We start from the raw sequence: 23,815 nt of genomic DNA, 5'->3' as shown, positions 1-23,815 counted from the left end.
TGGCCTGTCGGGGTGCGGTCAGGCCGAAGTGCGCGGGATGGTGTCGTCCTTGCGCAGGGTGAAGATTTCGTAGCCGGTCGCGGTCACCACCAGGGTGTGTTCCCACTGGGCCGAGAGCTTGCGGTCCTTGGTGATGGCGGTCCAGCCGTCGCCCAGCACCTTGGTGTCGGCCTTGCCCTGGTTGATCATCGGCTCGATGGTGAAGGTCATGCCTTCCTTCAGCTCCATGCCCGTGCCAGCGCGGCCGTAGTGGAGGATCTGTGGCTCTTCGTGGAACACCTTGCCAATGCCATGACCGCAGAACTCGCGCACCACCGAGAAACCGTTCTTTTCCGCGTGCTTCTGGATCACTTCACCGATGTCGCCCAGGCGGCAGCCCGGCTTGACCAGTTCGATGGCCTTGTACATGCATTCCTGGGTGACCTTGGACAGGCGCTCGGCCCAGACCGGCACGTTACCGACGTGGAACATGCGGCTGGTGTCGCCGTGGTAGCCGTCCTTGATCACGGTGATATCGATATTGAGCGTGTCACCGTCCTTGAGCGGCTTGTCGTTGGGGATGCCGTGGCAGACCACATGGTTGATCGAGGTGCAGATCGACTTCGGGTAGCCCTTGTAGTTGAGCGGTGCCGGAATGGCCTGCTGGACGTTGACGATATAGTCGTGGCACAGGCGGTCGAGCTCTTCGGTGGTGACACCGGGCTTGACGTGCTCTTCGATCATTTCCAGCACTTCGGCGGCCAGGCGGCCAGCGATGCGCATCTTCTCGATGTCTTCTGCGGTCTTGATGGTGACGGTCATTACAGGCTCTCTACGGCGCCGTGCACGGCGCGAACAAACGGGAAAGGCCGGATTCTAGCAGAGCAGGGCGCCGATCGGTCGGGATAAAGGCGGCCATGCTGTTGTCTACAGCTGGCATTCTGGCGCGAAAGCCGGGGTGCTGCAAAAAGTGCTGACAGACGCAACAGTATCCGGGTTCCGTTCGCTCGCGGTCTGTGGTATAAAATGCGCCGCTTTCGGGGACGACCCCGTCAGCACTTAACCCACACACGTGTCGACACGATGACCTGGGTGCCCCGAGTTGCAGAATTCGCGGGTTGGTCATTGGGATACGTGGAGGCCCAACCCGACTTATCAAGGAACTATCATGTCCCAAGTCAACATGCGCGATATGCTGAAGGCCGGTGTGCACTTCGGCCACCAGACCCGTTACTGGAACCCGAAAATGGGCAAGTACATTTTCGGCGCGCGTAACAAGATCCACATCGTCAACCTGGAAAAAACCCTGCCAATGTTCAACGACGCTCTGTCGTTCGTAGAGCGCCTGGCCCAGGGCAAGAACAAGATCCTGTTCGTCGGCACCAAGCGTTCCGCCGGCAAGATCGTTGCCGAGCAAGCAGCTCGTTGCGGTTCGCCGTACGTTGACCACCGTTGGTTGGGCGGCATGCTGACCAACTACAAGACCATCCGCGCTTCGATCAAGCGTCTGCGCGACCTGGAAACCCAGGCCGAAGACGGCACTTTCGCCAAGCTGACCAAGAAAGAAGCCCTGATGCGCTCCCGCGACCTGGAAAAACTGGATCGCAGCCTGGGTGGCATCAAGGACATGGGCGGTCTGCCAGACGCTCTGTTCGTTATCGACGTTGATCACGAGCGCATCGCGATCACCGAAGCCAACAAGCTGGGTATCCCGGTTATCGGCGTTGTCGATACCAACAGCAGCCCGGAAGGTGTTGACTACATCATCCCAGGTAACGATGACGCCATTCGCGCTATCGAGCTGTACATGACTTCGATGGCTGACGCAGTCATTCGCGGCCGCAACAACGTTGCCGGCGGCACCGAAGTTTACGCTGAAGAAGCGGCTGCACCTGCTGCTGAGTAATAGGCGCTAGCGTCTACTTGGCACGCAAAAAGGGGGCTTTGCCCCCTTTTTGCCACCTTGAAATCCTGCTGTCAGCATCGGCCCCGCATCATGGGCCTGCTGAAATGAAAGCAGCGGATTTGCAGAATTGAACGCCCGTGATTGACGGGTGGAATGGTTGAAAAACTTTCCAAGAGGATTTTGAAATGGCAGCAATTACTGCAGCGCTGGTAAAAGAACTGCGCGAGCGTACCGGCGAAGGCATGATGGATTGCAAAAAGGCCCTGGAAAAGGCCGGCGGCGACATCGAGAAAGCCATTGACGACATGCGTGCCTCGGGCGCCATCAAGGCCGCCAAAAAGGCTGGCAACGTCGCTGCTGAAGGCGCTATCGCCGTCAAGACCGACGGTACATCCGCCGTCCTGCTGGAAGTGAACTCGCAGACCGACTTCCTGGCCCTGCAAGACGACTTCAAGAACTTCGTGGCCGAAAGCCTCGAAGAAGCCTTCGCCCAGAAGCTGACCGACGCCGCTCCGCTGATCGCCTCGCGTGAAGCTGCTCGTGAAGCCCTGGTTGCCAAGTGCGGCGAGAACGTCAACATCCGTCGCCTAGTGCGCGTTGAGGGTGACGTTGTCGGTGCCTACCTGCACGGCAACAAGATCGGCGCTGTCGTCGTTCTGAAAGGCGGTGACGTGGAGCTGGCGAAGAACATCGCCATGCACGTCGCAGCTTCGAACCCTGAGTTCCTGGATTCGTCGGAAATCTCCGCCGAGGCCATCGAGCGCGAGAAGAATGTCTTCCTGCAGCTGAACGCCGACAAGATCGCCGGCAAGCCGGAAAACATCGTTGAGAACATGATCAACGGTCGTATCACCAAGTTCAAGGCAGAAGCCTCGCTGAAAGAGCAAGCTTTCGTCATGAACCCGGAAGTCAAGGTTGGCGAGCTGGCCAAGAAAGCCGGTGCTGAAATCGTTTCCTTCACCTACTTCAAGGTAGGCGAAGGCATCGAGAAGCCAGTCGACGACTTCGCTGCTGAAGTTGCCGCTCAGGTAGCTGCTGCCAAGCAGTAAGACAGCCCCGTCTGTCGCCCCAAAGAGGCTGCCCGCTCACGCGCGCAGCCTCTTTGTCAAAACGGGGAGGGGTTTATACGACTCCCTCTTCGCTGGCACCGAAGCGGTGCCACGCTACAGTTAGCAGGCTGCAAACAGCCCGCACGAATTTTCTAAAAGTACGCCGCAGGAGAGACTCGCAATGGCTCAGCAGGTGAGTGGTCGCCAACCTCGCTATAAACGCATTTTGCTCAAACTTAGCGGCGAGGCCCTGATGGGGTCGGAAGACTTCGGGATCGACCCGAAAGTGCTGGATCGCATGGCGCTTGAAGTTGGCCAGCTGGTAGGGATCGGTGTACAGGTCGGCCTGGTCATCGGTGGCGGCAACCTGTTCCGCGGCGCCGCGCTCAGCGCAGCCGGCATGGACCGCGTCACGGGTGACCACATGGGCATGCTTGCTACCGTGATGAACGGCCTGGCCATGCGCGATGCGCTGGAGCGCTCGAACATCCCGGCGCTGGTCATGTCGGCCATTTCAATGGTGGGTGTCACCGATCATTACGATCGCCGCAAAGCTATTCGTCACCTCAACTCCGGGGATGTGGTAATTTTCTCCGCCGGTACCGGCAACCCGTTCTTCACCACCGACTCCGCGGCCTGCCTGCGCGCCATCGAAATCGATGCCGACGTGGTGCTGAAGGCGACCAAGGTCGATGGCGTGTACACTGCCGATCCATTCAAGGACCCGCATGCCGAGAAATTCGATCACCTGACCTACGATGAGGTTCTGGATCGCAAGCTGGGTGTGATGGACCTGACCGCAATCTGCCTGTGCCGTGACCACAAGATGCCATTGCGGGTATTCAACATGAACAAGCCTGGCGCCCTGCTGAACATCGTGGTGGGTGGCGCTGAAGGCACACTGATCGAGGAAGGCCAAGCATGATCAACGACATCAAGAAAGACGCGCAGGAGCGCATGGGCAAGTCCATCGAAGCCCTGTCCCGCAACCTGGCTGCAATCCGCACCGGTCGCGCTCACCCAAGCATCCTGGACAGCGTCAAGGTTACCGCCTGGGGTAGCGAAATGCCGCTGAACCAGGTCGCCGCGATCACCGTCGAAGATGCGCGCACCCTGAAGATCGTCGCTCACGACAAGAACCTCAGCGCTGCCATCGAAAAGGCCATCCTTACCTCCGATCTGGGCCTTAACCCGTCCAGCGCCGGTACCACCATCCGAGTACCGATGCCGGCCCTGACCGAGGAAACCCGCAAGGGCTACACCAAGCAGGCCAGCGGTGTTGCCGAGGATGCCAAGGTAGCCGTGCGCAACGTGCGCCGCGACGCCCTGGCTGACCTGAAAAAACTGACCAAGGACAAGGAAATCAGCGAAGACGAAGAACGTCGCGCCGCTGACGAGATCCAGAAGCTGACCGACAAGTTCGTCGCCGAAGTGGATGCTGCCTTCAAAGCCAAGGAAAAGGACCTGATGGCCGTTTAAGGCCGGGGTTTTTTAATGGAAAAGACCAAGCCAGCGGCGCCGTCCTCGGTGCCGCGTCATGTCGCGATCATCATGGATGGCAACAACCGCTGGGCGAAAAAACGCCTGCTGCCCGGCGTGGCCGGGCACAAGGCGGGTGTGGATGCCGTTCGCGCGGTCATCGAAGTCTGTGCCAAGTCCGGGGTCGAGGTGCTGACCCTGTTCGCCTTCTCCAGCGAGAACTGGCAGCGCCCTGCCGAAGAGGTCGGGGCGCTGATGGAGCTGTTCTTCTCGGCGCTGCGCCGTGAGGCCAAGCGCCTTGACGAGAACAATATCAGCCTGCGCATCATCGGCGACCGTTCGCGTTTTCATCCTGAGCTGCAGGCCGCCATGCGCGAGGCCGAGGCAGTGACCGCTGGCAACAACCGCTTCATTCTGCAGATAGCAGCCAACTACGGTGGCCAGTGGGACATTGCCCAGGCTGCCCAGCGGTTGGCGCGGGAAGTGCAGGCCGGGCACCTGCGCCCGGAAGACATCACCCCGGGTCTGCTGCAGACCTGTCTGGCAACCGGCGAGCTGCCGTTGCCGGATCTTTGCATTCGCACCGGTGGCGAGCATCGCATCAGCAATTTCCTGCTGTGGCAACTGGCCTATGCCGAGTTGTACTTCTCCGACCTCTACTGGCCGGACTTCAAACACGAGGCCATGCGCAATGCCCTGGCCGATTTCGCTTCGCGCCAGCGCCGCTTCGGTAAGACCAGCGAGCAGGTCGAGGCTGGAGCTCGTGCTTAATGCTTAAACAACGCATCATTACTGCGCTGATCCTGTTGCCGGTCGCGCTGGGCGGTTTCTTCCTGCTCAATGGCGGGGACTTCGCCCTGTTCATCGGATTCGTAGTGACCCTCGGTGCCTGGGAGTGGGCGCGCCTTGCCGGGCTGATGGCCCAGCCGCTGCGCATTGCCTATGCAGCGGTGGTCGCCGGAGCGCTGATGCTGCTGTACATCCTTCCGGAGCTGGCGCCCTGGGTGCTGGGCGCTGCGGTTATCTGGTGGGGGCTGGCTACCTGGCTGGTGCTTACCTATCCGCGCAGCAGCGAGCTGTGGGTCAGTGCTGCCTGTCGGCTGTTGATCGGCCTGCTGGTGCTGTTGCCGGCCTGGCAGGGACTGGTGCTCCTCAAGCACTGGCCCCTGGGGAACTGGCTGATCCTGTCCGTCATGGTGCTGGTGTGGGCCGCCGACATCGGTGCGTACTTCTCTGGCCGGGCGTTCGGCAAGCGCAAGCTGGCCCCGCAGGTCAGCCCGGGCAAGAGCTGGGAAGGTGTGTATGGTGGGCTGGCAGTCAGCCTGTTGATCACCCTGGGTGTCGGCATCAGTCGCGACTGGGGCTTTGGTCAGATCCTGCTGGGCCTGCTGGGCGCTGCGTTGCTGGTGATGTCCTCGGTGGTCGGTGACCTGACCGAGAGCATGTTCAAGCGTCGCTCCGGCATCAAGGACAGCAGCAATCTGCTACCTGGGCACGGTGGTGTGCTCGACCGCATCGACAGCCTGACAGCGGCAATTCCGATCTTCGCGGTGCTGTTGTGGGCTGCCGAATGGGGTGTGATGTGAGTCGCCCGCAACGTATTACCGTGCTCGGGGCGACCGGCTCCATCGGCCTGAGCACGCTGGATGTGATTGCGCGCCATCCCGACCGTTATCAAGCGTTTGCCCTCACCGGCTATTCGCGCGTCGACGAACTGTTGGCGCTATGTGTGCGTCATCGTCCGGCATTCGCTGTGGTGCCGAGCACCGAGGCGGCGGTGAGGTTGCGTGCAAGTCTGGCTGCAGTTGGTTGTACCACCGAGGTGCTGGAGGGCGAGGCAGGGCTTTGCCAGGTGGCGTCGGCCGCTGAAGTGGATGCGGTGATGGCAGCCATTGTCGGTGCTGCCGGCTTGCGCCCCACGCTGGCGGCCGTCGAGGCAGGCAAGAAGGTGTTGCTGGCCAACAAGGAAGCACTGGTAATGTCGGGCGCGCTGTTCATGGAGGCGGTGCGGCAAAAGGGTGCCGTGCTGCTGCCGATCGACAGCGAACACAACGCTATCTTCCAGTGCATGCCAGGCGACTACGCCCGTGGCCTGAGCGCCGTCGGTGTGCGTCGGATCCTGCTTACCGCTTCCGGCGGGCCATTCCGCCAGACGCCGGTCGAGGCGCTGCTGGACGTGACCCCGGAGCAAGCCTGTGCGCACCCTAACTGGTCCATGGGGCGCAAGATCTCCGTGGATTCGGCCAGCATGATGAACAAAGGCCTCGAGTTGATCGAGGCCTGCTGGTTGTTCGATGCCGCGCCGTCCAAGGTTGAGGTGGTGGTGCACCCGCAAAGCGTGATCCACTCGCTGGTCGACTACGTGGACGGTTCGGTGCTCGCGCAGTTGGGCAACCCGGACATGCGTACGCCGATCGCCAACGCGTTGGCTTGGCCGGAACGGATCGATTCCGGGGTCGCCCCCCTGGACCTGTTCGCCATCGCCCGTCTGGATTTCCAGGCGCCCGACGAACAACGCTTCCCTTGCCTGCGCCTTGCGCGGCAGGCTGCCGAGGCTGGCAACAGTGCGCCAGCGGTGCTCAATGCAGCCAACGAAGTGGCGGTCCAGGCATTTCTTGAACGGCGCATCCGCTTCCCGGAGATCGCGGGTATGATCGAACAGGTACTCGACCAGGAACCCGTCGTACCGCTGCCGTCGCTGGATGCGGTATTTGCCGCCGATCAGCGTGCCCGGGAGCTTTCCCGAGAGTGGCTGAGGCGTCACGGCCGCTGATGCAGGCCCGCCAAGGTTCGTGAGGGGGCTGGGGGATGCCAGCCCGCTGAACATCATTCGGAGATGGACATGACAGCGCTCTACATGATTATCGGCACCCTCGTGGCTCTGGGTGTGCTGGTCACTTTCCACGAATTCGGTCACTTCTGGGTGGCGCGCCGCTGCGGCGTCAAGGTGCTGCGTTTTTCGGTGGGTTTCGGCACGCCGCTGCTGCGGTGGCATGACCGCCACGGCACCGAGTTCGTTGTTGCGGCCATTCCTCTGGGTGGCTACGTCAAGATGCTCGACGAGCGCGAAGGCGATGTGCCGCCAGCGCTGGCCGGGCAGTCGTTCAACCGCAAGTCGGTGCGCCAGCGTATTGCGATTGTCGCGGCAGGCCCGATCGCCAATTTTCTGCTCGCTATCCTGTTTTTCTGGGTACTGGCGATGCTGGGTACCCAGCAAATCCGCCCGGTTATCGGTGCGGTCGACAGTGGCAGCCTGGCAGCATCGGCCGGGCTGACCGCGGGTCAGGAAATCGTCTCTGTCGACGGTAAGCCGACCAACGGTTGGTCGGCGGTCAACCTGCAGTTGGTTCGTCGTCTGGGTGAGAGCGGTACCTTGCAGATTGGCGTGCGCGATGAGGGTGCCAGCGCCGAGCGCCAGTTGCAGGTCAAGCTGGACAGCTGGCTCAAGGGCGCCGACGAGCCGGACCCGATTCAATCCCTGGGGCTGCGCCCCTGGCGCCCGGCGATCACCCCGGTGCTGGCCGAGATCGACCCGAAGGGGCCGGCTGCCGCTGCTGGCCTGAAAACCGGTGACAAGCTGCTGGCTCTGGATGATGTGGCGGTGACCGAATGGCAGCAGGTTGTCGACCGCGTGCGCGCCCGCCCTGATGCCAAGGTAGTGGTGCGAGTGGAGCGCGATGGAGCTGCCCTGGAGCTGCCGGTGACCCTGGCCCGCAAGGGTGAGGGCAAGGCAGTCGGTGGCTATCTTGGTGCTGGCGTCAAAGGTGGCGAATGGCCTGCCAACATGCTCCGCGAAGTCAGCTACGGCCCGCTGGATGCGGTGGGTGAGAGCTTGTCGCGTACCTGGAGCATGAGCGTCCTGACCCTTGAATCGCTGAAGAAAATGCTGTTCGGGGAGCTCTCGGTAAAAAACTTGAGTGGACCGATAACCATTGCTAAAGTGGCGGGCGCTTCAGCCCAGTCCGGCGTGGGGGATTTCCTGAATTTCCTGGCCTACCTGAGCATAAGCCTGGGGGTTCTTAACCTGCTGCCCATACCCGTACTGGATGGGGGGCATTTGCTGTTTTACCTGGTCGAGTGGGCGCGCGGTCGTCCGCTGTCGGATCGGGTGCAAGGTTGGGGGGTTCAGATCGGTATCAGTTTGGTCATAGGGGTGATGTTGCTCGCCCTGATCAACGATCTGGGTCGACTATAAAGCTTCGCTCAATTGCGAACCTGCCGTTTTGTGACGGCAGGTTGTTTATTGCCAGTTGGAATAAAAGGACTTCATGAAACGTCTGCTGCTAACTGCGGTCATGTCCGCACTGATGATCGCTGAAGTTCACGCCGAGTCCTTCACCATCTCCGATATTCGCGTCAACGGCCTGCAGCGGGTTTCCGCCGGCAGTGTGTTCGGTGCCTTGCCGCTGAACGTTGGTGACCAGGCCGACGACCGCCGCCTGGTGGACTCGACTCGTTCCTTGTTCAAGACCGGGTTCTTCCAGGACATCAGGTTGAGCCGTGATGGCAATGTGCTGATCATCAACGTGGTCGAGCGCCCGTCGGTGTCGAGCATCGAGATTGAAGGCAACAAGGCGATCAGTACCGAAGACCTGATGAAGGGCCTGAAGCAATCGGGCCTGGCCGAAGGCGAGATCTTCCAGCGTGCCACCCTCGAAGGCGTGCGTAACGAGCTGCAGCGCCAGTACGTGGCCCAGGGGCGCTACTCGGCCGAGGTAGACGCCGAAGTGGTGCCGCAGCCGCGCAACCGCGTGGCGCTGAAGATCAAGATCAACGAAGGCACCGTCGCCGCCATCCAGCACATCAACGTCGTTGGCAACAACGTATTCGATGATGAGACCCTGGGGCAGCTGTTCGAGCTGAAGACCACCAACTGGCTGTCGTTCTTCAAGAACGACGACAAGTACGCCCGTGAAAAACTCTCCGGTGACCTGGAGCGTCTGCGTTCCTATTACCTGGACCGCGGCTACATCAACATGGACATCGCCTCCACCCAGGTGTCCATCACGCCGGACAAGAAGCACGTCTACATCACCGTCAACATCAACGAAGGCGAGAAATACACCGTTCGCGACGTGAAGCTGTCCGGCGACCTCAAGGTGCCGGAAGACCAGGTCAAGTCGCTGCTGCTGGTGCAGCCGGGCCAGGTATTCTCGCGCAAGGTGATGACCAGCACATCCGAGCTGATCACCCGTCGCTTGGGTAACGAAGGCTACACCTTTGCCAACGTCAACGGTGTGCCACAGCCGAACGACCAGGACCACACGGTCGACATCATGTTCGTGGTCGACCCGGGCAAGCGTGCCTACGTCAACCGCATCAACTACCGCGGCAACACCAAGACCGAAGACGAAGTGCTGCGCCGCGAAATGCGCCAGATGGAAGGTGGCTGGGCTTCGACCTACCTGATCGACCAGTCCAAGACCCGTCTGGAGCGGCTGGGTTACTTCAAGGAAGTCAACGTCGAGACCCCTCAGGTGCCTGGCACCGACGACCAGGTGGACGTGAACTACAGCGTTGAAGAGCAGGCCTCCGGTTCGATCACCGCCAGCGTCGGTTTCGCCCAGAGCGCCGGCCTGATCCTCGGTGGATCGATCAGCCAGAGCAACTTCCTCGGTACCGGTAACAAAGTGTCCGTCGGCCTGACCCGCTCGGAATACCAGACCCGCTACAACTTCGGCTTCGTTGATCCCTACTTCACTGCCGATGGCGTCAGCCTGGGCTATAACGCCTTCTACCGCAGCACCGATTACGACGACCTCGACGTCGACGTTGCCAGCTATGCGGTGGACAGCTACGGTGCGGGCGTCAGCCTGGGCTATCCGATCAGCGAGACCTCGCGCCTGACCTACGGCCTGAGCGTGCAGCAGGACAAGATCAAGACCGGCAAGTACACCGTTGACGAGATCTTCGACTTCCTCGAGCAGGAAGGTGACAACTTCCTGAACTTCAAGGCCTCGATCGGCTGGTCCGAGTCGACCCTGAACAAAGGCGTGTTGGCCACCCGTGGCCACTCGCAAAGCCTGACCCTGGAGTCCACTGTTCCGGGCAGCGACCTGTCGTTCTTCAAACTTGACTACCGTGGCCAGCTGTTCAAGCCGATCACCAGCGACTACACCCTGCGCCTGCATACCGAGCTGGGCTATGGCGATGGTTACGGCAGCACCTCCGGCCTGCCGTTCTACGAGAACTACTTCGCGGGTGGTTTCAACTCTGTCCGTGGCTTCAAGGACAGCAGTCTGGGCCCGCGCAGTACCCCGAGCATCGGTGAGGCCGCGGGTGGCAAGCCAGGCACCATCGCCGACCCGGATCAGGATCCGTTGCCGTTTGGTGGTAACGTGCTGGTGCAAGGCGGTGCCGAGCTGCTGTTCCCGCTGCCGTTCGTCAAGGACCAGCGTTCACTGCGCACCTCCGTGTTCTGGGACGTGGGTAACGTGTTCGACACCAATTGCGGCAACAAACCTGATTGCGAGAAGGTCGGGTTCTCGGGCATGGCCAGTTCGGTCGGCTTGGGCGTGACCTGGATTACCGCACTGGGCCCGCTGAGCTTCAGCCTGGCAATGCCGGTCAAGAAGCCGGACGATGCCGATACCCAGGTGTTCCAATTCTCTCTGGGCCAGACCTTCTAAGGTCGGCCCTTGCTTAATGACAACGGTTTATCCAGGAGTGCATCGTGCGTAAATTGGCTCAATTGGCCGTAGTGGCCGCGGCGCTGGTCGCCACCCCGGCTTTCGCCGAAATGAAGGTTGCCGTCCTGAACTACCAGATGGCCCTGCTCGAGTCGGATGCCGCCAAGAAGTATGCGGTTGATGCCGAGAAGAAATTCGGTCCGCAACTGACCAAGCTGAAAAACCTGGAAAGCAGTGCCAAGGGCATCCAGGACCGCCTGATCAAGGGCGGCGACAAGATGCAGCAGCAGGAGCGTGAGCGCTTGGAGCTCGAGTTCAAGCAAAAGGCCCGGGACTTCCAGTTCCAGTCCAAGGAATTGAACGAAGCGAAGGCCGTTGCTGATCGCGACATGCTCAAGCAACTGAAGCCGAAGCTGGATGGTGCTGTCGAGGCAGTGATCAAGAAGGGCGGCTACGACCTGGTCCTCGAGCGTGGTGCGGTCATCGATGTCAAACCTCAGTATGACATCACCCGCCAAGTCATCGAGCGCATGAACCAAGCCCGTTGATATGAGTGTGACCATGACGTTAGGCCAGCTGGCCGAGGCACTCGGAGCCACCCTCAAAGGGCCCGAGACGCTGCAGATTACCGGGCTGGCCACCTTGCAGGAGGCTGGCCCCGGTCAGTTGAGCTTCCTCGCCAACCCGCAGTACCGCAAATTCCTGGACGACAGCCAGGCGGCCGCAGTGCTGCTCAAGGCGGCGGATGCCGACGGCTTTGCCGGCAATGCACTGATCGTCGCCGATCCGTACCTGGCCTACGCACGCATTTCCCACCTGTTCGACCCCAAACCCAAGGCTGTGGCGGGTGTTCATCCCAGCGCCGTGGTGGCTGAGGACGCGCAGGTGGATGCCAGTGCCAGCATCGGGCCGTTCGCGGTCATCGAAAGCGGTGCGCGTATCGCGGCCAATGTCACTGTGGGTGCACACTGCGTGGTCGGCGCGCGTTGCGTGATCGGCGAGGGTGGTTGGCTGGCACCGCGGGTCACCCTGTACCATGACGTGACCATCGGCAAGCGCGTGGTCATTCAGTCGGGGGCGGTGATTGGCGGTGAAGGTTTCGGCTTTGCCAACGAGAAGGGTGTGTGGCGCAAGATCGCCCAGATCGGTGGCGTGACCATCGGTGATGACGTGGAAATCGGCGTCAACACTGCTGTCGACCGCGGTGCTTTGTCTGACACGCGGATCGCTGACGGGGTCAAGCTCGACAACCAGATCCAGATCGCCCATAACGTGCAGATCGGCGAGCACACGGCCATGGCCGCTTGCGTCGGGATTTCCGGTAGCACGCGCATTGGCAAGCACTGCACCATTGCCGGCGGTGTCGGCATGGTCGGCCATATCGATGTCTGTGATAACGTTTTCGTGTCCGGGATGACCATGGTAACCCGTTCGATCACCGAACCGGGTGCCTATTCTTCCGGCACTGCCATGCAGCCGCTGGCTGACTGGCGCAAGAGCGCCGCGCGTATCCGCCACCTGGACGACATGGCCAAGCGTCTCCAGCAGCTGGAAAAACGCGTCGATACCGTGACCTCAGGTGGCCTGCCGACATCAGAAGGCTGATACCATTCCCTGAGCAAGAGTGAACAGTCGCTAGCTGGCTCCTCTTTGGATTGCAAAAGGAGCGTGTGGTCAGCACCTGCGCTCCCTATTCTTATTACAGGCTTCCCCACCGAAATGATGGACATCAACGAGATTCGCGAATACCTGCCTCACCGCTACCCGTTCCTGCTGGTAGATCGGGTGACGGATCTGGACTTCGAGGCCCAGAGCATTCGTGCCTACAAGAATGTCAGCATCAACGAGCCGTTTTTCAATGGCCACTTCCCGGCACACCCGATCATGCCGGGTGTCCTGATCATCGAAGCCATGGCCCAGGCGGCCGGCATCCTTGGTTTCAAGATGCTCGATGCCAAGCCGGCCGATGGCACCCTGTACTACTTTGTCGGTTCCGACAAACTGCGTTTCCGTCAGCCGGTTCTGCCGGGTGACCAGCTTGTGCTGGAAGCCAAGTTCCTCAGCCGTAAAAGCATGATCTGGAAGTTCGAGTGCCGCGCCCTGGTCGACGGCAAGCCGGTCTGCTCGGCAGAAATCACCTGCGCGGAACGCTCCCTATGAATTCGATTGATCCTCGGGCCATTATCGATCCGTCGGCCAGGCTGGCCGACGGCGTCGAGGTCGGCCCTTGGTCGATCGTTGGCCCTGATGTAGAAATCGGGGAGGGCACCGTTATCGGCCCGCATGTTGTGCTCAAAGGCCCGACCCGCATCGGCAAGCACAACCGTATCTTCCAGTTCTCTTCCATCGGTGAAGACACCCCGGACCTGAAGTACAAGGGTGAGCCGACGCGCCTGGTGATCGGCGATCACAATGTCATTCGCGAAGGGGTGACCATCCACCGCGGTACTGTTCAGGACCGCGCGGAAACCACCGTGGGTGACCATAACCTGATCATGGCCTATGCCCACATTGGCCACGACAGTGTCATCGGCAACCACTGCATCCTGGTCAACAATACGGCGCTGGCAGGTCATGTGCATGTGGGTGACTGGGCGATCCTGTCCGGTTACACCCTGGTTCACCAGTACTGCCACATTGGCGCCCACGCGTTTTCCGGTATGGGCACGGCGATTGGCAAGGACGTTCCGGCCTTCGTGACCGTGTTCGGCAGCCCGGCCGAAGCCCGCAGTATGAACTTCGAGGGCATGCGCCGCCGCGGTTTCAGCGACGAGGTGATCCATGTGCTGCGTCGTTGCTACAAGATTGTCTACCGTCAGGGCCTGACCGTAGAAGACGCGCTCAAGGAGCTGGCCGAACCCGCTGCGCAACACCCCGAGGTCGAGCTGTTCCGTCAGTCGATCCTGAGCTCCGCTCGCGGCATCACACGCTGATATGGCCCAGCTTTGCGTAGCGCTGGTCGCCGGTGAGGCCAGTGGCGATATTCTTGGTTCAGGCTTGATGCGTGCCCTGAAGGCGCGCCACCCCGACGTACGTTTCATCGGGGTTGGCGGCCCTTTGATGGAGGCCGAAGGCCTGCAATCCTATTTCCCCATGGAACGTCTCGCCGTCATGGGGCTGGTCGAGGTGTTGGGGCGCCTGCGCGAGCTGCTCAAGCGCCGCAAGTTGCTGATCCAGACCCTGATCGAAGAAAAGCCCGACGTATTCATCGGCATCGACGCCCCTGACTTCACCCTCAATATCGAGCTGAAGCTGCGTCAGGCCGGGATCAAGACCGTCCACTATGTCAGCCCGTCAGTGTGGGCCTGGCGGCAGAAGCGCGTGCTGAAGATTCGCGAAGGCTGCGACCTGATGCTGACGCTGCTGCCGTTCGAGGCGCGGTTCTACGAAGAGCAGGGTGTGCCAGTGCGTTTTGTCGGCCACCCGCTGGCAGACACCATCCCGCTTGAAACCGACCGCCCGGCCGCGCGCGCCGCGCTGGGCCTGGGCGAGGGGCCTGTGGTGGCGCTGATGCCGGGCAGCCGGGGTGGCGAAGTAGGGCGCCTGGGTACGCTGTTCCTTGACGCTGCCGAGCGCCTCTGCCAGCAGGTGCCGGGTGTACGCTTCGTATTGCCCTGCGCCAACGCCACGCGACGCGCTCAGGTCGAACAGATGCTTGAAGGGCGCCAACTGCCGCTGACCCTGCTCGATGGCCAGTCGCACCAAGCCCTGGCGGCCTGTGACGCGGTGCTGATCGCCTCGGGCACCGCTACCCTCGAGGCGCTGCTGTACAAGCGGCCGATGGTGGTGGCGTACCGCCTGGCGCCGTTGACCTACTGGATTCTCAAGCGTCTGGTGAAAAGCCCTTACGTGTCATTGCCAAATCTGCTGGCCCAACGAGAACTGGTGCCCGAGCTACTGCAGGACGACGCTACCAGCGAAGCGCTGGCCAACACCTTGGCGCCACTGGTGCGCGATGGAAGCCAGCAGACCGAACGTTTCGACGCAATTCACCGTACCTTGCGCCGTGATGCCTCCAATCAGGCCGCCGAGGCGGTACTGGCCCTGCTCAAGGACCGCTGACATGCAAATTGGACTGGACTTCAACCTGGTAGAAGACCTGGTCGCCGGCGTTGACGAAGTAGGCCGTGGTCCGCTGTGTGGCGCGGTGGTCACGGCGGCGGTGATTCTTGATCCTGCGCGGCCGATTCTCGGTCTGAACGACTCGAAGAAGCTCACCGAAGCCAAGCGTGAGGCGCTGTTCGACGAGATCTGCGAAAAGGCCTTGAGCTTCTGCATCGCCCGCGCCGAAGTCGAGGAGATCGACAGCCTGAACATCCTGCAGGCCACCATGCTGGCCATGCAGCGGGCAGTGGAGGGCCTGCATATTACGCCGAAACTGGCCCTGATCGATGGCAATCGCTGCCCGAAGCTGGCTGTGCCGGCAGCACCGGTGGTCAAGGGGGATAGCCAGGTGCCGGCCATTGCAGCGGCATCGATCCTGGCCAAGGTGACCCGTGATCGGGAGATGAGCGCCTTCGAACTGATCTACCCGGGGTATGGCATTGGCGGGCACAAGGGCTACCCGACCCCGGTGCATCTCGAGGCCTTGGCGCGCCTTGGGCCTACGCCCATTCATCGGCGATCCTTCGCCCCTGTGCGGGCGGCCTGGGAAGCGCGCGAAGGCGTCACCGATTCCCTGATCTGACCTATTGGGGCCGCTTTGCGGCCCTTCGCGGGCACGCCCGCTCCCACAGGATTCATCGGTCTGAGCAGCGGGGCCGTACCTGTGGGAGCGGGCGTGCCCGCGAAGGGCTGCAAAGCAGCCCCAAAAAAAGCCCCTAGTTAGGCTACAATCCCGCCCTTGTCGTTAAGCACTGCTACAGGATCTTCCATGTCGGTTTCCTTCGTTCACCTGCGCGTCCACTCTGAATTCTCGCTGGTTGACGGCCTGGTGCGGATCAAGCCGCTGGCCAAGGCACTGACCGGGATGAACATGCCGGCGGTCGCCATCACCGATCAGAGCAACATGTGCTCGCTGGTGAAGTTCTACAAGACTGCCATGGGCGCCGGTATCAAACCGATCTGCGGTGCCGACCTGTGGCTGGCCGGCGCCGACCCGGAAGCCCCCCTGTCGCGCATCTGCTTCCTGGCCATGGACCCCAAGGGCTATCGCAACCTTACCGAACTGATCTCGCGCGGCTGGACCGATGGCCAGCGCAATGGCCTGGTCATCCTCCAGCGTGAATGGATCGCGCCGGCCAGCGAGGGCCTGATTGCCCTGTCCGCGGGTAAGGAAGGCGACATCGGCATGGCCTTGCTGGCTGGGCGGCAAGATGAAGCCGAAGCGCTACTTCAAGACTGGATGGGCATGTTCCCCGAGCGCTTCTACGTTGAAGTGCAGCGCACCAATCGGGCACGCGACGAAGAATACGTGCACGCGGCGGTGGCGTTGGCCGACAAGCTTGGCGCCCCGCTGGTGGCTACCAACGACGTGCGTTTCATCAAGCAAACGGACTTCGACGCCCACGAAACCCGCGTATGCATTGGCGAGGGATGGACCCTCGACGACCCGCGCCGTCCGCGTTGCTACAGCGACCAGCAGTACCTGAAGTCGGCCGAGGAAATGGCCGAGCTGTTCAGTGACCTGCCCGACGCCATCGCCAACACCGTCGAGATCGCCAAGCGCTGCAACATCCAGGTGCAGCTGGGCAAGTACTTCCTGCCTGACTTCCCCACGCCCAACGGCATGGGCATCGACGACTACCTGCGGCATGTGTCCCACGAAGGCCTGGAAGAGCGCCTGGCGGTGCTGTGGCCGAAAGAGACCACGCCCAATTATGAAGAAAAGCGTCAGGTCTACCTGGATCGCCTGAAGTTTGAACTGGACATCATCATCCAGATGGGCTTCCCCGGTTACTTCCTGATTGTTATGGACTTCATCAAGTGGGCCAAGAACAACGATGTACCGGTTGGCCCGGGCCGCGGCTCGGGTGCTGGCTCGCTGGTGGCCTATGTACTGAAGATCACCGACCTCGACCCGCTGGCCTACGACCTGCTGTTCGAGCGCTTCCTCAACCCTGAACGTGTTTCCATGCCCGACTTCGACGTCGACTTCTGCATGGACGGCCGTGACCGGGTGATCGACTACGTAGCCGAGGCCTACGGCCGTAATGCGGTGAGCCAGATCATCACCTTCGGTACCATGGCCGCCAAGGCGGTGGTGCGTGACGTGGCGCGGGTGCAAGGCAAATCCTATGGCCTGGCCGACCGCCTGTCGAAGATGATCCCCTTCGAAGTGGGCATGACCCTGGAGAAGGCCTACGAGCAGGAAGAGATCCTGCGTGACTTCCTCAAGGGCGACGAAGACGCCCGTGAAATCTGGGACATGGCCCTGAAGCTGGAGGGTGTGACCCGGGGCACCGGCAAGCACGCCGGTGGTGTGGTTATCGCACCGACCAAGCTCACCGACTTTTCGCCGATCGCCTGTGATGAAGAGGGTGGTGGCCTGGTAACCCAGTTCGACAAGGATGACGTCGAGGCCGCCGGCTTGGTGAAGTTCGACTTCCTCGGCCTGCGTACCTTGACCATCATCAAGTGGGCGATGGAGATCATCAACCGCGAGCAGGCCAAGAAGAACCTGCCTGACCTCAATATCGACTTCATTCCGCTGGACGATCGCAAGACCTACGAGCTGCTGCAGAAGGCCGAAACCACGGCGGTGTTCCAGCTTGAATCGCGGGGCATGAAGGAGCTGATCAAGAAGCTCAAGCCCGACTGCCTGGAAGACCTGATCGCACTGGTTGCGCTGTTCCGCCCGGGCCCGCTGCAATCGGGCATGGTGGACGACTTCATCAACCGCAAGCACGGCCGCGCCGAACTGGCCTACCCGCACTCCGACTACCAGTATGAAGGCCTCAAGCCAGTACTGGCGCCGACCTACGGCATCATCCTGTACCAGGAACAGGTGATGCAGATCGCCCAGGTGATGGCAGGTTATACCCTGGGTGGTGCCGACATGCTGCGCCGGGCCATGGGTAAGAAAAAGCCCGAGGAAATGGCCAAGCAGCGCGGTGGTTTCATCGAAGGTTGCGTAGCCAACAATATCGATGCGGACCTCGCCGGTAACATCTTCGACCTGGTAGAAAAGTTCGCCGGCTACGGCTTCAACAAATCCCACTCCGCTGCCTATGGCCTGGTGTCGTACCAGACCGCCTGGCTGAAAACCCACTACCCGGCGCCGTTCATGGCTGCGGTCCTGTCGGCGGATATGCACAACACCGACAAGGTGGTGGTGCTGGTGGAGGAGGTGCGCAGCATGAAGCTGCGCCTCGACGCGCCGGACGTGAACTTCTCGGACTTCAAGTTCACCGTCAACAACGACGGCCGGATCGTCTACGGCCTTGGCGCCATCAAGGGTGTCGGCGAAGGCCCGGTGGAGGCGATTGTCGAAGCCCGTGCCCAAGGCGGTCCGTTCAAGGACCTGTTCGATTTCTGTGAACGCATCGACCTCAAGCGGGTCAACAAGCGTACCCTTGATGCGCTGGTGCGCAGTGGCGCGCTGGACCGCCTTGGCCCGCACTTCCATGACGAGATCAAGGCCTACCACGCCAATATCGACATCAACCGGGCAACCTTGCTGTCGGCGCTGGGCGAGGCCATCAAGGCAGCCGAGCAGGCTGCGCACACCGCTGACAGTGGCCATGTCGACCTGTTCGGCGGCATGTTCGACGCGGCAGATGTCGACGTCTACGCCAACCATCGCAAGGTGCGCGAGCTCACCCTCAAGGAGCGTCTGAAGGGAGAGAAAGACACCCTGGGCCTGTACCTGACCGGCCACCCGATCGACGAGTACGAGGCCGAGATTCGCCGCTTCGCCCGCCAGCGCATCGTCGACCTCAAGCCGTCGCGCGAAACCCAGACCATCGCCGGCATGATCATTGCCCTGCGGGTGATGAAGAACAAGAAGGGCGACAAGATGGGCTTCGTCACCCTGGATGACCGTTCCGGGCGGATCGAGGCATCGCTGTTTGCCGATGCCTTCATGGCGGCACAGTCCTTGCTGCAGACCGATGCCATGGTGGTGGTGGAAGGCGAGGTCAGCAATGACGACTTCTCCGGGGGCTTGCGCCTGCGGGTGAAGCAGGTGATGACCATGGAAGACGCGCGCACCAAGCTGGCTGAGAGCCTGCGCCTGAAGGTGGCGCACGACGCACTGAAAGGCGACCGGCTGAAGTGGCTGGGCGAGCTGATCACCCGCCATCGTGGTGCTTGCCCGATCACGCTGGAGTACACCGGCAGCGACGCCAAGGCCATGCTGCAGTTTGGCGAGCAGTGGGCGATCGACCCGGCCGATGGGCTGATTCAGGCGCTGCGTGACCAGTTCGGGCGTGAGAACGTCTTCCTGCAATATCGTTGAACCGACAAAAATTTAATCTCGACCTGAATGCGCCTGATCCCTTAAGGTATGGCGCCAAACGGATCAACCGGCCGGCCGCCTGGCCGTAGACCCAAGACGGATGACTATGAACCCGAATTTCCTCGATTTCGAACAGCCGATTGCCGACCTGCAAGCCAAGATCGAAGGCCTGCGCCTGGTGGGTAACGACAACTCGCTGAACATCAGCGATGAAATTGCCCGTCTGCAAGACAAGAGCAACACCCTGACCGAAAGCATCTTCGGCAACCTGACCAGCTGGCAGATCGCCCGCCTGGCCCGTCACCCGCGTCGTCCATACACCCTGGACTACCTGGAGCACATCTTCACCGAGTTCGAAGAGCTGCACGGGGACCGTCACTTCTCTGACGACGCCGCCATCGTGGGTGGTACTGCGCGCCTGGACGGCAAACCGGTGATGGTCATTGGCCATCAGAAGGGCCGTGAAGTGCGCGAGAAAGTGCGTCGCAACTTCGGCATGCCGCGCCCGGAAGGCTACCGCAAGGCCTGTCGCCTGATGGAAATGGCCGAACGCTTCAAGATGCCGATCCTGACCTTCATCGACACGCCGGGCGCCTACCCGGGCATCGACGCCGAAGAACGTAATCAGAGTGAAGCCATTGCCTGGAACCTGCGGGTCATGGCACGCCTGAAAACCCCGATCATCGCGACCGTGATTGGTGAGGGTGGTTCCGGTGGGGCACTGGCCATTGGCGTGTGCGACCAACTGAACATGCTGCAGTACTCCACCTACTCGGTTATCTCGCCGGAAGGGTGTGCGTCGATTCTGTGGAAAACCGCCGACAAGGCAGCAGACGCGGCCGAGGCCATGGGCATCACCGCCGAGCGCCTGAAGAGCCTGAACATTGTCGACAAGGTCATCCAGGAGCCGCTGGGCGGCGCCCACCGTGATCCGGCCCAGATGTCCGAAAGCATCCGTGCCGATCTGGTGCAGCAGCTGGACATGCTCGGCAAGTTCGACAGCGACGCGCTGCTGGCCCGTCGTTACGAGCGCCTGATGAGCTACGGTCTCTGATAGCGCGCTGAAGGGCACCGGCTTTGCCGGTGTTCGCGGGTAAACCCGCTCCTACAGGTATTGCGCTGCCCTTGAGGCTTGCGCCGTGCATGTGGGAGCGGGCTTGCCCGCGAATGCTTTCTTGAATCGAGCGAGGGCTAGATGATCAACCTCACTCCTTGGCTCAACGCCCCCGCCTGGCACGTCGCCTTCTCCGGCGGACTCGATTCCACCGTCCTCCTGCACCTGCTGGCTGATTATGCCCGCAATCACGTTTCCCCCCCGCTGCGTGCCATTCATGTCCACCATGGCCTGCAGTCCGCTGCTGACGCCTGGCCTGCTCATTGCCAAGCCGTCTGCGACAATCTTGGCATCGAACTCCACGTCATTCACGTCCAGGTCAGCCCCGGCGCCAGCCTGGAGCAGGCGGCCCGAGATGCCCGCTATGCCGCCTTCAGGCAAGTGCTCGGCCCAGGCGACATCCTGTTCACCGGCCAGCACCGCGACGACCAGGCCGAGACTCTGCTGTTCCGCCTGTTGCGCGGCGCCGGCCTGCGCGGCCTGGCAGCCATGCCGGTGCAGCGGGCATTAGGGCAGGGCAGCCTGGTCAGGCCGTTGCTGGGTTGTTCGCGGCAGCAGTTGCAGGACTACGGCAAAGCCCAAGGGTTGGTCTGGATCGAAGACCCGTCAAACGCCGACACACAATTCGCCCGCAACTACCTGCGTGGCGAAGTGATGCCGCACTTGCAGCAACGTTGGCCTCAGGCCAGCCAGAACTTCGCCCGTGCAGCAGAGCATCTGGGTGAGGCGCTGGGTTTGCTGGACGAACTGGCCCAGGAGGATCTGGCGCTTGCGCGTAAGGGGGCGCCCATCGCCTGGCCGGGGCTGGATTCCCTCGGCCTGGCCACCCTGGTAGCGCTATCGCCAGCCCGTCAGCGCAATGCCTTGCAGTACTGGCTAAGCCAGCGCACCCGTTTGCCCGATACCCGGCACTGGGCCGGCTGGGCAGACCTGCGCGATGCCGCCGCCGATGCCCGGCCAGTCTGGCGGCTTGCCGATGGGCGGTTGGTGCGTAGCCACGGGCGCATCTGGTGGTTGAGCGGTGATTGGCTACAGCAACCCGCTGGCTCGCTGGCCTGGCCCGACCCTGATGGGCCGCTGCGGTTGCCGGGCAATGGTTGCGTGCGTCTTGTCGGCGCAGCCGTGCCGGGCGGGTTGCGCATTGCCTACCGTCAGGGTGGTGAAATGCTGGAGGTTCCCGGCCGAGGCCGGCGTGACCTCAAGCGCCTGTTAAACGAGCAGCAAGTGCCGCATTTCCTGCGCTCGCGCCTGCCCTTGCTATATAGCGACGATTGCCTGCTGGCGGTGGCCAACCTGCCCGGGCTGGTGAGGGCGGATTGCCAACTGCACTGGCAGTTACCGACGAACGCGCAAGGTTTGAGCTGAAGGGTACATTCCGGTAGACTACCCTCCCTTCTTGATACAACTTCTGTGGGTTCCGCGAAAACACAGGGGTTGCCGATTACCAAGCAGTTTTTTGCCGAGCTGATTCTGGAAATGACGAGCGAACGCCATGCCGGGTATACCCTGGCTGTACAGACGCGGCAGTTTTTCGAGATGCACTGTGATTGACGCAGGTGATCGGGGGCTTCGGCCTTCCTTCGCTTTCTCCGGCGGCGCTGGCCGCCTTAACGCAGACTTCTAGGGTTTTTCATGACGCGCTACATATTCGTCACGGGCGGTGTTGTTTCTTCATTGGGGAAAGGCATTGCCTCGGCTTCCCTGGCGGCCATCCTGGAAGCGCGGGGCCTGAAGGTCACCATGCTCAAGCTGGATCCGTACATCAACGTCGACCCGGGCACCATGAGCCCGTTCCAGCACGGTGAAGTGTTCGTCACCCACGATGGCGCCGAGACCGACCTCGACCTGGGGCACTACGAGCGGTTCATCCGCACCACCATGACCCAGAACAACAACTTCACCACCGGCCGTATCTACGAGCACGTGCTGCGCAAAGAGCGTCGTGGTGATTATCTGGGCGCGACCATCCAGGTCATCCCGCACATCACCGACGAAATCAAGCGTCGCATCATCAAGGGTGCCGGCGATGCCGACGTGGCCCTGGTGGAGATCGGCGGTACCGTGGGTGATATCGAGTCGCAGCCGTTCCTCGAGGCGATTCGCCAGTTGCGCGTCGAAGTGGGCTCCAAGCGTGCCATGCTGATGCACCTGACCCTGGTCCCGTACATCGCCACCGCTGGCGAAACCAAGACCAAGCCGACCCAGCACTCGGTCAAGGAGCTGCGCTCCATCGGCCTGCAGCCTGACGTGCTGATCTGCCGCTCCGACCACCCGGTCGATGCTTCGTCGCGTCGCAAGATCGCGCTGTTCACCAACGTTGAAGAGCGTGCGGTGATTTCGCTGGAAGACGTCGACACCATCTACAAGATCCCGGGCGTACTGCATGCTCAGGGCCTGGACGACTTCGTCGTCGAGCGCTTCGGCCTGCAGTGCAATGGCGCCGACCTGTCCGAGTGGGACAAGGTGGTCGATGCCAAGCTCAACCCGGAGCACGAAGTGACCATCGCCATGGTCGGCAAGTACATGGAGCTGCTGGATGCGTACAAGTCGCTGATCGAAGCGATGAGCCACGCCGGCATCACCAACCGGACCAAGGTCAACCTGCGTTACATCGACTCGGAAGACATCGAGAACCAGGGCACCAGCCTGCTCGAAGGCGCCGATGCCATCCTGGTACCGGGCGGTTTCGGCCTGCGCGGTGTGGAAGGCAAGATCACTGCGGTGCAATACGCCCGTGAGAACAAGGTGCCGTACCTGGGTATCTGCCTGGGCATGCAGGTGGCCGTCATCGAATTCGCCCGTAACGTGATGGGCTGGAAAGACGCCAACTCCACCGAGTTCGACCGTAACAGCGGCCACCCAGTGGTCGGCCTGATCACCGAGTGGGCCGATGCCACCGGTGCCGTCGAGACCCGCGACGAGGCTTCCGACCTGGGCGGCACCATGCGCCTGGGCGCACAGGACTGCCAGCTGGCTGCCGGTTCCAAGGTGCACGACTGCTACGGCAAGGATGTGATCACCGAGCGTCACCGTCACCGCTACGAAGTGAACAACAACCTGCTGCCACAACTGGTGGAAGCTGGTCTGGTGGTTTCCGGCCGTTCCGAAGACGGCGCGCTGGTGGAAGTGGTCGAGTCCAAGGACCACCCATGGTTCGTCGCTTGCCAGTTCCACCCGGAGTTCACCTCCACCCCGCGTGACGGCCACCCGCTGTTCAGCGGCTTCGTCAAGGCAGCCCTGGCTCAGAAGAACAAGGCCTGA

20 protein-coding genes are annotated in these 23,815 nt (G+C 61.7%); 19 read left to right on the top strand and 1 reads right to left on the bottom strand.

What is annotated here, in order from left to right:
• Nucleotides 1–18: 18 nt before the first annotated feature.
• Entirely contained in the window at nucleotides 19–801 is a 783-nt protein-coding gene (map, locus tag ACYCCG_RS04720; protein WP_459669562.1) for a type I methionyl aminopeptidase, read from the bottom strand.
• A 346-nt stretch (nucleotides 802–1,147) separates the two neighbouring features.
• Between map and rpsB the strand changes: the two genes are divergently transcribed.
• The 19 genes from rpsB to ACYCCG_RS04625 all read left to right on the top strand — a co-directional run bounded on the left by rpsB (nucleotide 1,148) and on the right by ACYCCG_RS04625 (nucleotide 23,815).
• Entirely contained in the window at nucleotides 1,148–1,885 is a 738-nt protein-coding gene (rpsB, locus tag ACYCCG_RS04715) for a 30S ribosomal protein S2 (RefSeq protein ID WP_003252287.1), read from the top strand.
• Between the two features lie 185 nt (nucleotides 1,886–2,070).
• On the top strand, nucleotides 2,071–2,934 hold the full coding sequence (tsf, locus tag ACYCCG_RS04710) for a translation elongation factor Ts (RefSeq protein WP_003252290.1): 864 nt from the start codon (nucleotides 2,071–2,073) through the stop codon (nucleotides 2,932–2,934).
• A 181-nt stretch (nucleotides 2,935–3,115) separates the two neighbouring features.
• Nucleotides 3,116–3,859 carry a UMP kinase gene (pyrH, locus tag ACYCCG_RS04705; protein ID WP_003252294.1) on the top strand — a complete coding sequence of 248 codons (744 nt, stop codon included), beginning with the start codon at nucleotides 3,116–3,118 and terminating at the stop codon, nucleotides 3,857–3,859.
• On the top strand, nucleotides 3,856–4,413 hold the full coding sequence (gene frr / locus ACYCCG_RS04700) for a ribosome recycling factor (protein ID WP_003252296.1): 558 nt from the start codon (nucleotides 3,856–3,858) through the stop codon (nucleotides 4,411–4,413). Before pyrH ends, frr begins: the two co-directional genes overlap by 4 nt.
• A 15-nt stretch (nucleotides 4,414–4,428) precedes the next feature.
• On the top strand, nucleotides 4,429–5,184 hold the full coding sequence (gene uppS / locus ACYCCG_RS04695) for a polyprenyl diphosphate synthase (protein WP_003252299.1): 756 nt from the start codon (nucleotides 4,429–4,431) through the stop codon (nucleotides 5,182–5,184).
• Nucleotides 5,184–5,999, top strand: coding sequence for a phosphatidate cytidylyltransferase (locus ACYCCG_RS04690; protein WP_339443478.1), 816 nt, complete (start codon nucleotides 5,184–5,186; stop codon nucleotides 5,997–5,999). The genes uppS and ACYCCG_RS04690 overlap by 1 nt, the downstream gene beginning before the upstream one ends.
• Nucleotides 5,996–7,186: a 1-deoxy-D-xylulose-5-phosphate reductoisomerase gene (gene ispC / locus ACYCCG_RS04685; RefSeq protein ID WP_209963973.1), complete on the top strand. Its 1,191-nt coding sequence runs from the start codon at nucleotides 5,996–5,998 to the stop codon at nucleotides 7,184–7,186. The genes ACYCCG_RS04690 and ispC overlap by 4 nt, the downstream gene beginning before the upstream one ends.
• Nucleotides 7,187–7,255: 69 nt before the next feature.
• A complete protein-coding gene (gene rseP / locus ACYCCG_RS04680) occupies nucleotides 7,256–8,608 on the top strand; it encodes an RIP metalloprotease RseP (RefSeq protein WP_176682759.1) in 1,353 nt (450 codons plus the stop codon).
• 73 nt (nucleotides 8,609–8,681) lie between these two features.
• Nucleotides 8,682–11,042 carry an outer membrane protein assembly factor BamA gene (gene bamA / locus ACYCCG_RS04675; protein WP_209963976.1) on the top strand — a complete coding sequence of 787 codons (2,361 nt, stop codon included), beginning with the start codon at nucleotides 8,682–8,684 and terminating at the stop codon, nucleotides 11,040–11,042.
• Between the two features lie 44 nt (nucleotides 11,043–11,086).
• On the top strand, nucleotides 11,087–11,590 hold the full coding sequence (locus ACYCCG_RS04670) for an OmpH/Skp family outer membrane protein (RefSeq protein ID WP_209963978.1): 504 nt from the start codon (nucleotides 11,087–11,089) through the stop codon (nucleotides 11,588–11,590).
• Between the two features lies 1 nt (nucleotide 11,591).
• Nucleotides 11,592–12,647: a UDP-3-O-(3-hydroxymyristoyl)glucosamine N-acyltransferase gene (gene lpxD, locus ACYCCG_RS04665; RefSeq protein WP_209963981.1), complete on the top strand. Its 1,056-nt coding sequence runs from the start codon at nucleotides 11,592–11,594 to the stop codon at nucleotides 12,645–12,647.
• Between the two features lie 114 nt (nucleotides 12,648–12,761).
• Complete coding sequence (gene fabZ / locus ACYCCG_RS04660) at nucleotides 12,762–13,202, top strand: 3-hydroxyacyl-ACP dehydratase FabZ (RefSeq protein WP_003252314.1); 441 nt, start codon at nucleotides 12,762–12,764, stop codon at nucleotides 13,200–13,202.
• Nucleotides 13,199–13,975: an acyl-ACP--UDP-N-acetylglucosamine O-acyltransferase gene (lpxA, locus tag ACYCCG_RS04655; protein WP_021785907.1), complete on the top strand. Its 777-nt coding sequence runs from the start codon at nucleotides 13,199–13,201 to the stop codon at nucleotides 13,973–13,975. The genes fabZ and lpxA overlap by 4 nt, the downstream gene beginning before the upstream one ends.
• 1 nt (nucleotide 13,976) lies before the next feature.
• Nucleotides 13,977–15,104, top strand: coding sequence for a lipid-A-disaccharide synthase (lpxB, locus tag ACYCCG_RS04650; protein ID WP_209963985.1), 1,128 nt, complete (start codon nucleotides 13,977–13,979; stop codon nucleotides 15,102–15,104).
• Between the two features lies 1 nt (nucleotide 15,105).
• Nucleotides 15,106–15,729, top strand: coding sequence for a ribonuclease HII (rnhB, locus tag ACYCCG_RS04645; protein ID WP_176682765.1), 624 nt, complete (start codon nucleotides 15,106–15,108; stop codon nucleotides 15,727–15,729).
• A 186-nt stretch (nucleotides 15,730–15,915) separates the two neighbouring features.
• Entirely contained in the window at nucleotides 15,916–19,440 is a 3,525-nt protein-coding gene (dnaE, locus tag ACYCCG_RS04640) for a DNA polymerase III subunit alpha (protein WP_209963988.1), read from the top strand.
• 106 nt (nucleotides 19,441–19,546) lie between these two features.
• Nucleotides 19,547–20,494, top strand: a complete 948-nt coding sequence (locus ACYCCG_RS04635; RefSeq protein WP_252460183.1) for an acetyl-CoA carboxylase carboxyltransferase subunit alpha — start codon at nucleotides 19,547–19,549, stop codon at nucleotides 20,492–20,494.
• A gap of 141 nt (nucleotides 20,495–20,635) precedes the next feature.
• Complete coding sequence (gene tilS, locus ACYCCG_RS04630) at nucleotides 20,636–21,919, top strand: tRNA lysidine(34) synthetase TilS (RefSeq protein WP_459669555.1); 1,284 nt, start codon at nucleotides 20,636–20,638, stop codon at nucleotides 21,917–21,919.
• A gap of 267 nt (nucleotides 21,920–22,186) precedes the next feature.
• The gene (locus tag ACYCCG_RS04625) at nucleotides 22,187–23,815 is read left to right on the top strand and encodes a CTP synthase (RefSeq protein ID WP_003252329.1); all 1,629 of its coding nucleotides are present in this window, start codon (nucleotides 22,187–22,189) and stop codon (nucleotides 23,813–23,815) included.

It is taken from the genome of Pseudomonas sp. VEM90, assembly GCF_054611535.1.
The sequence above is the reverse complement of the archived record's forward strand: the minus strand, read 5'-3'. Positions and strand labels throughout refer to the sequence as shown.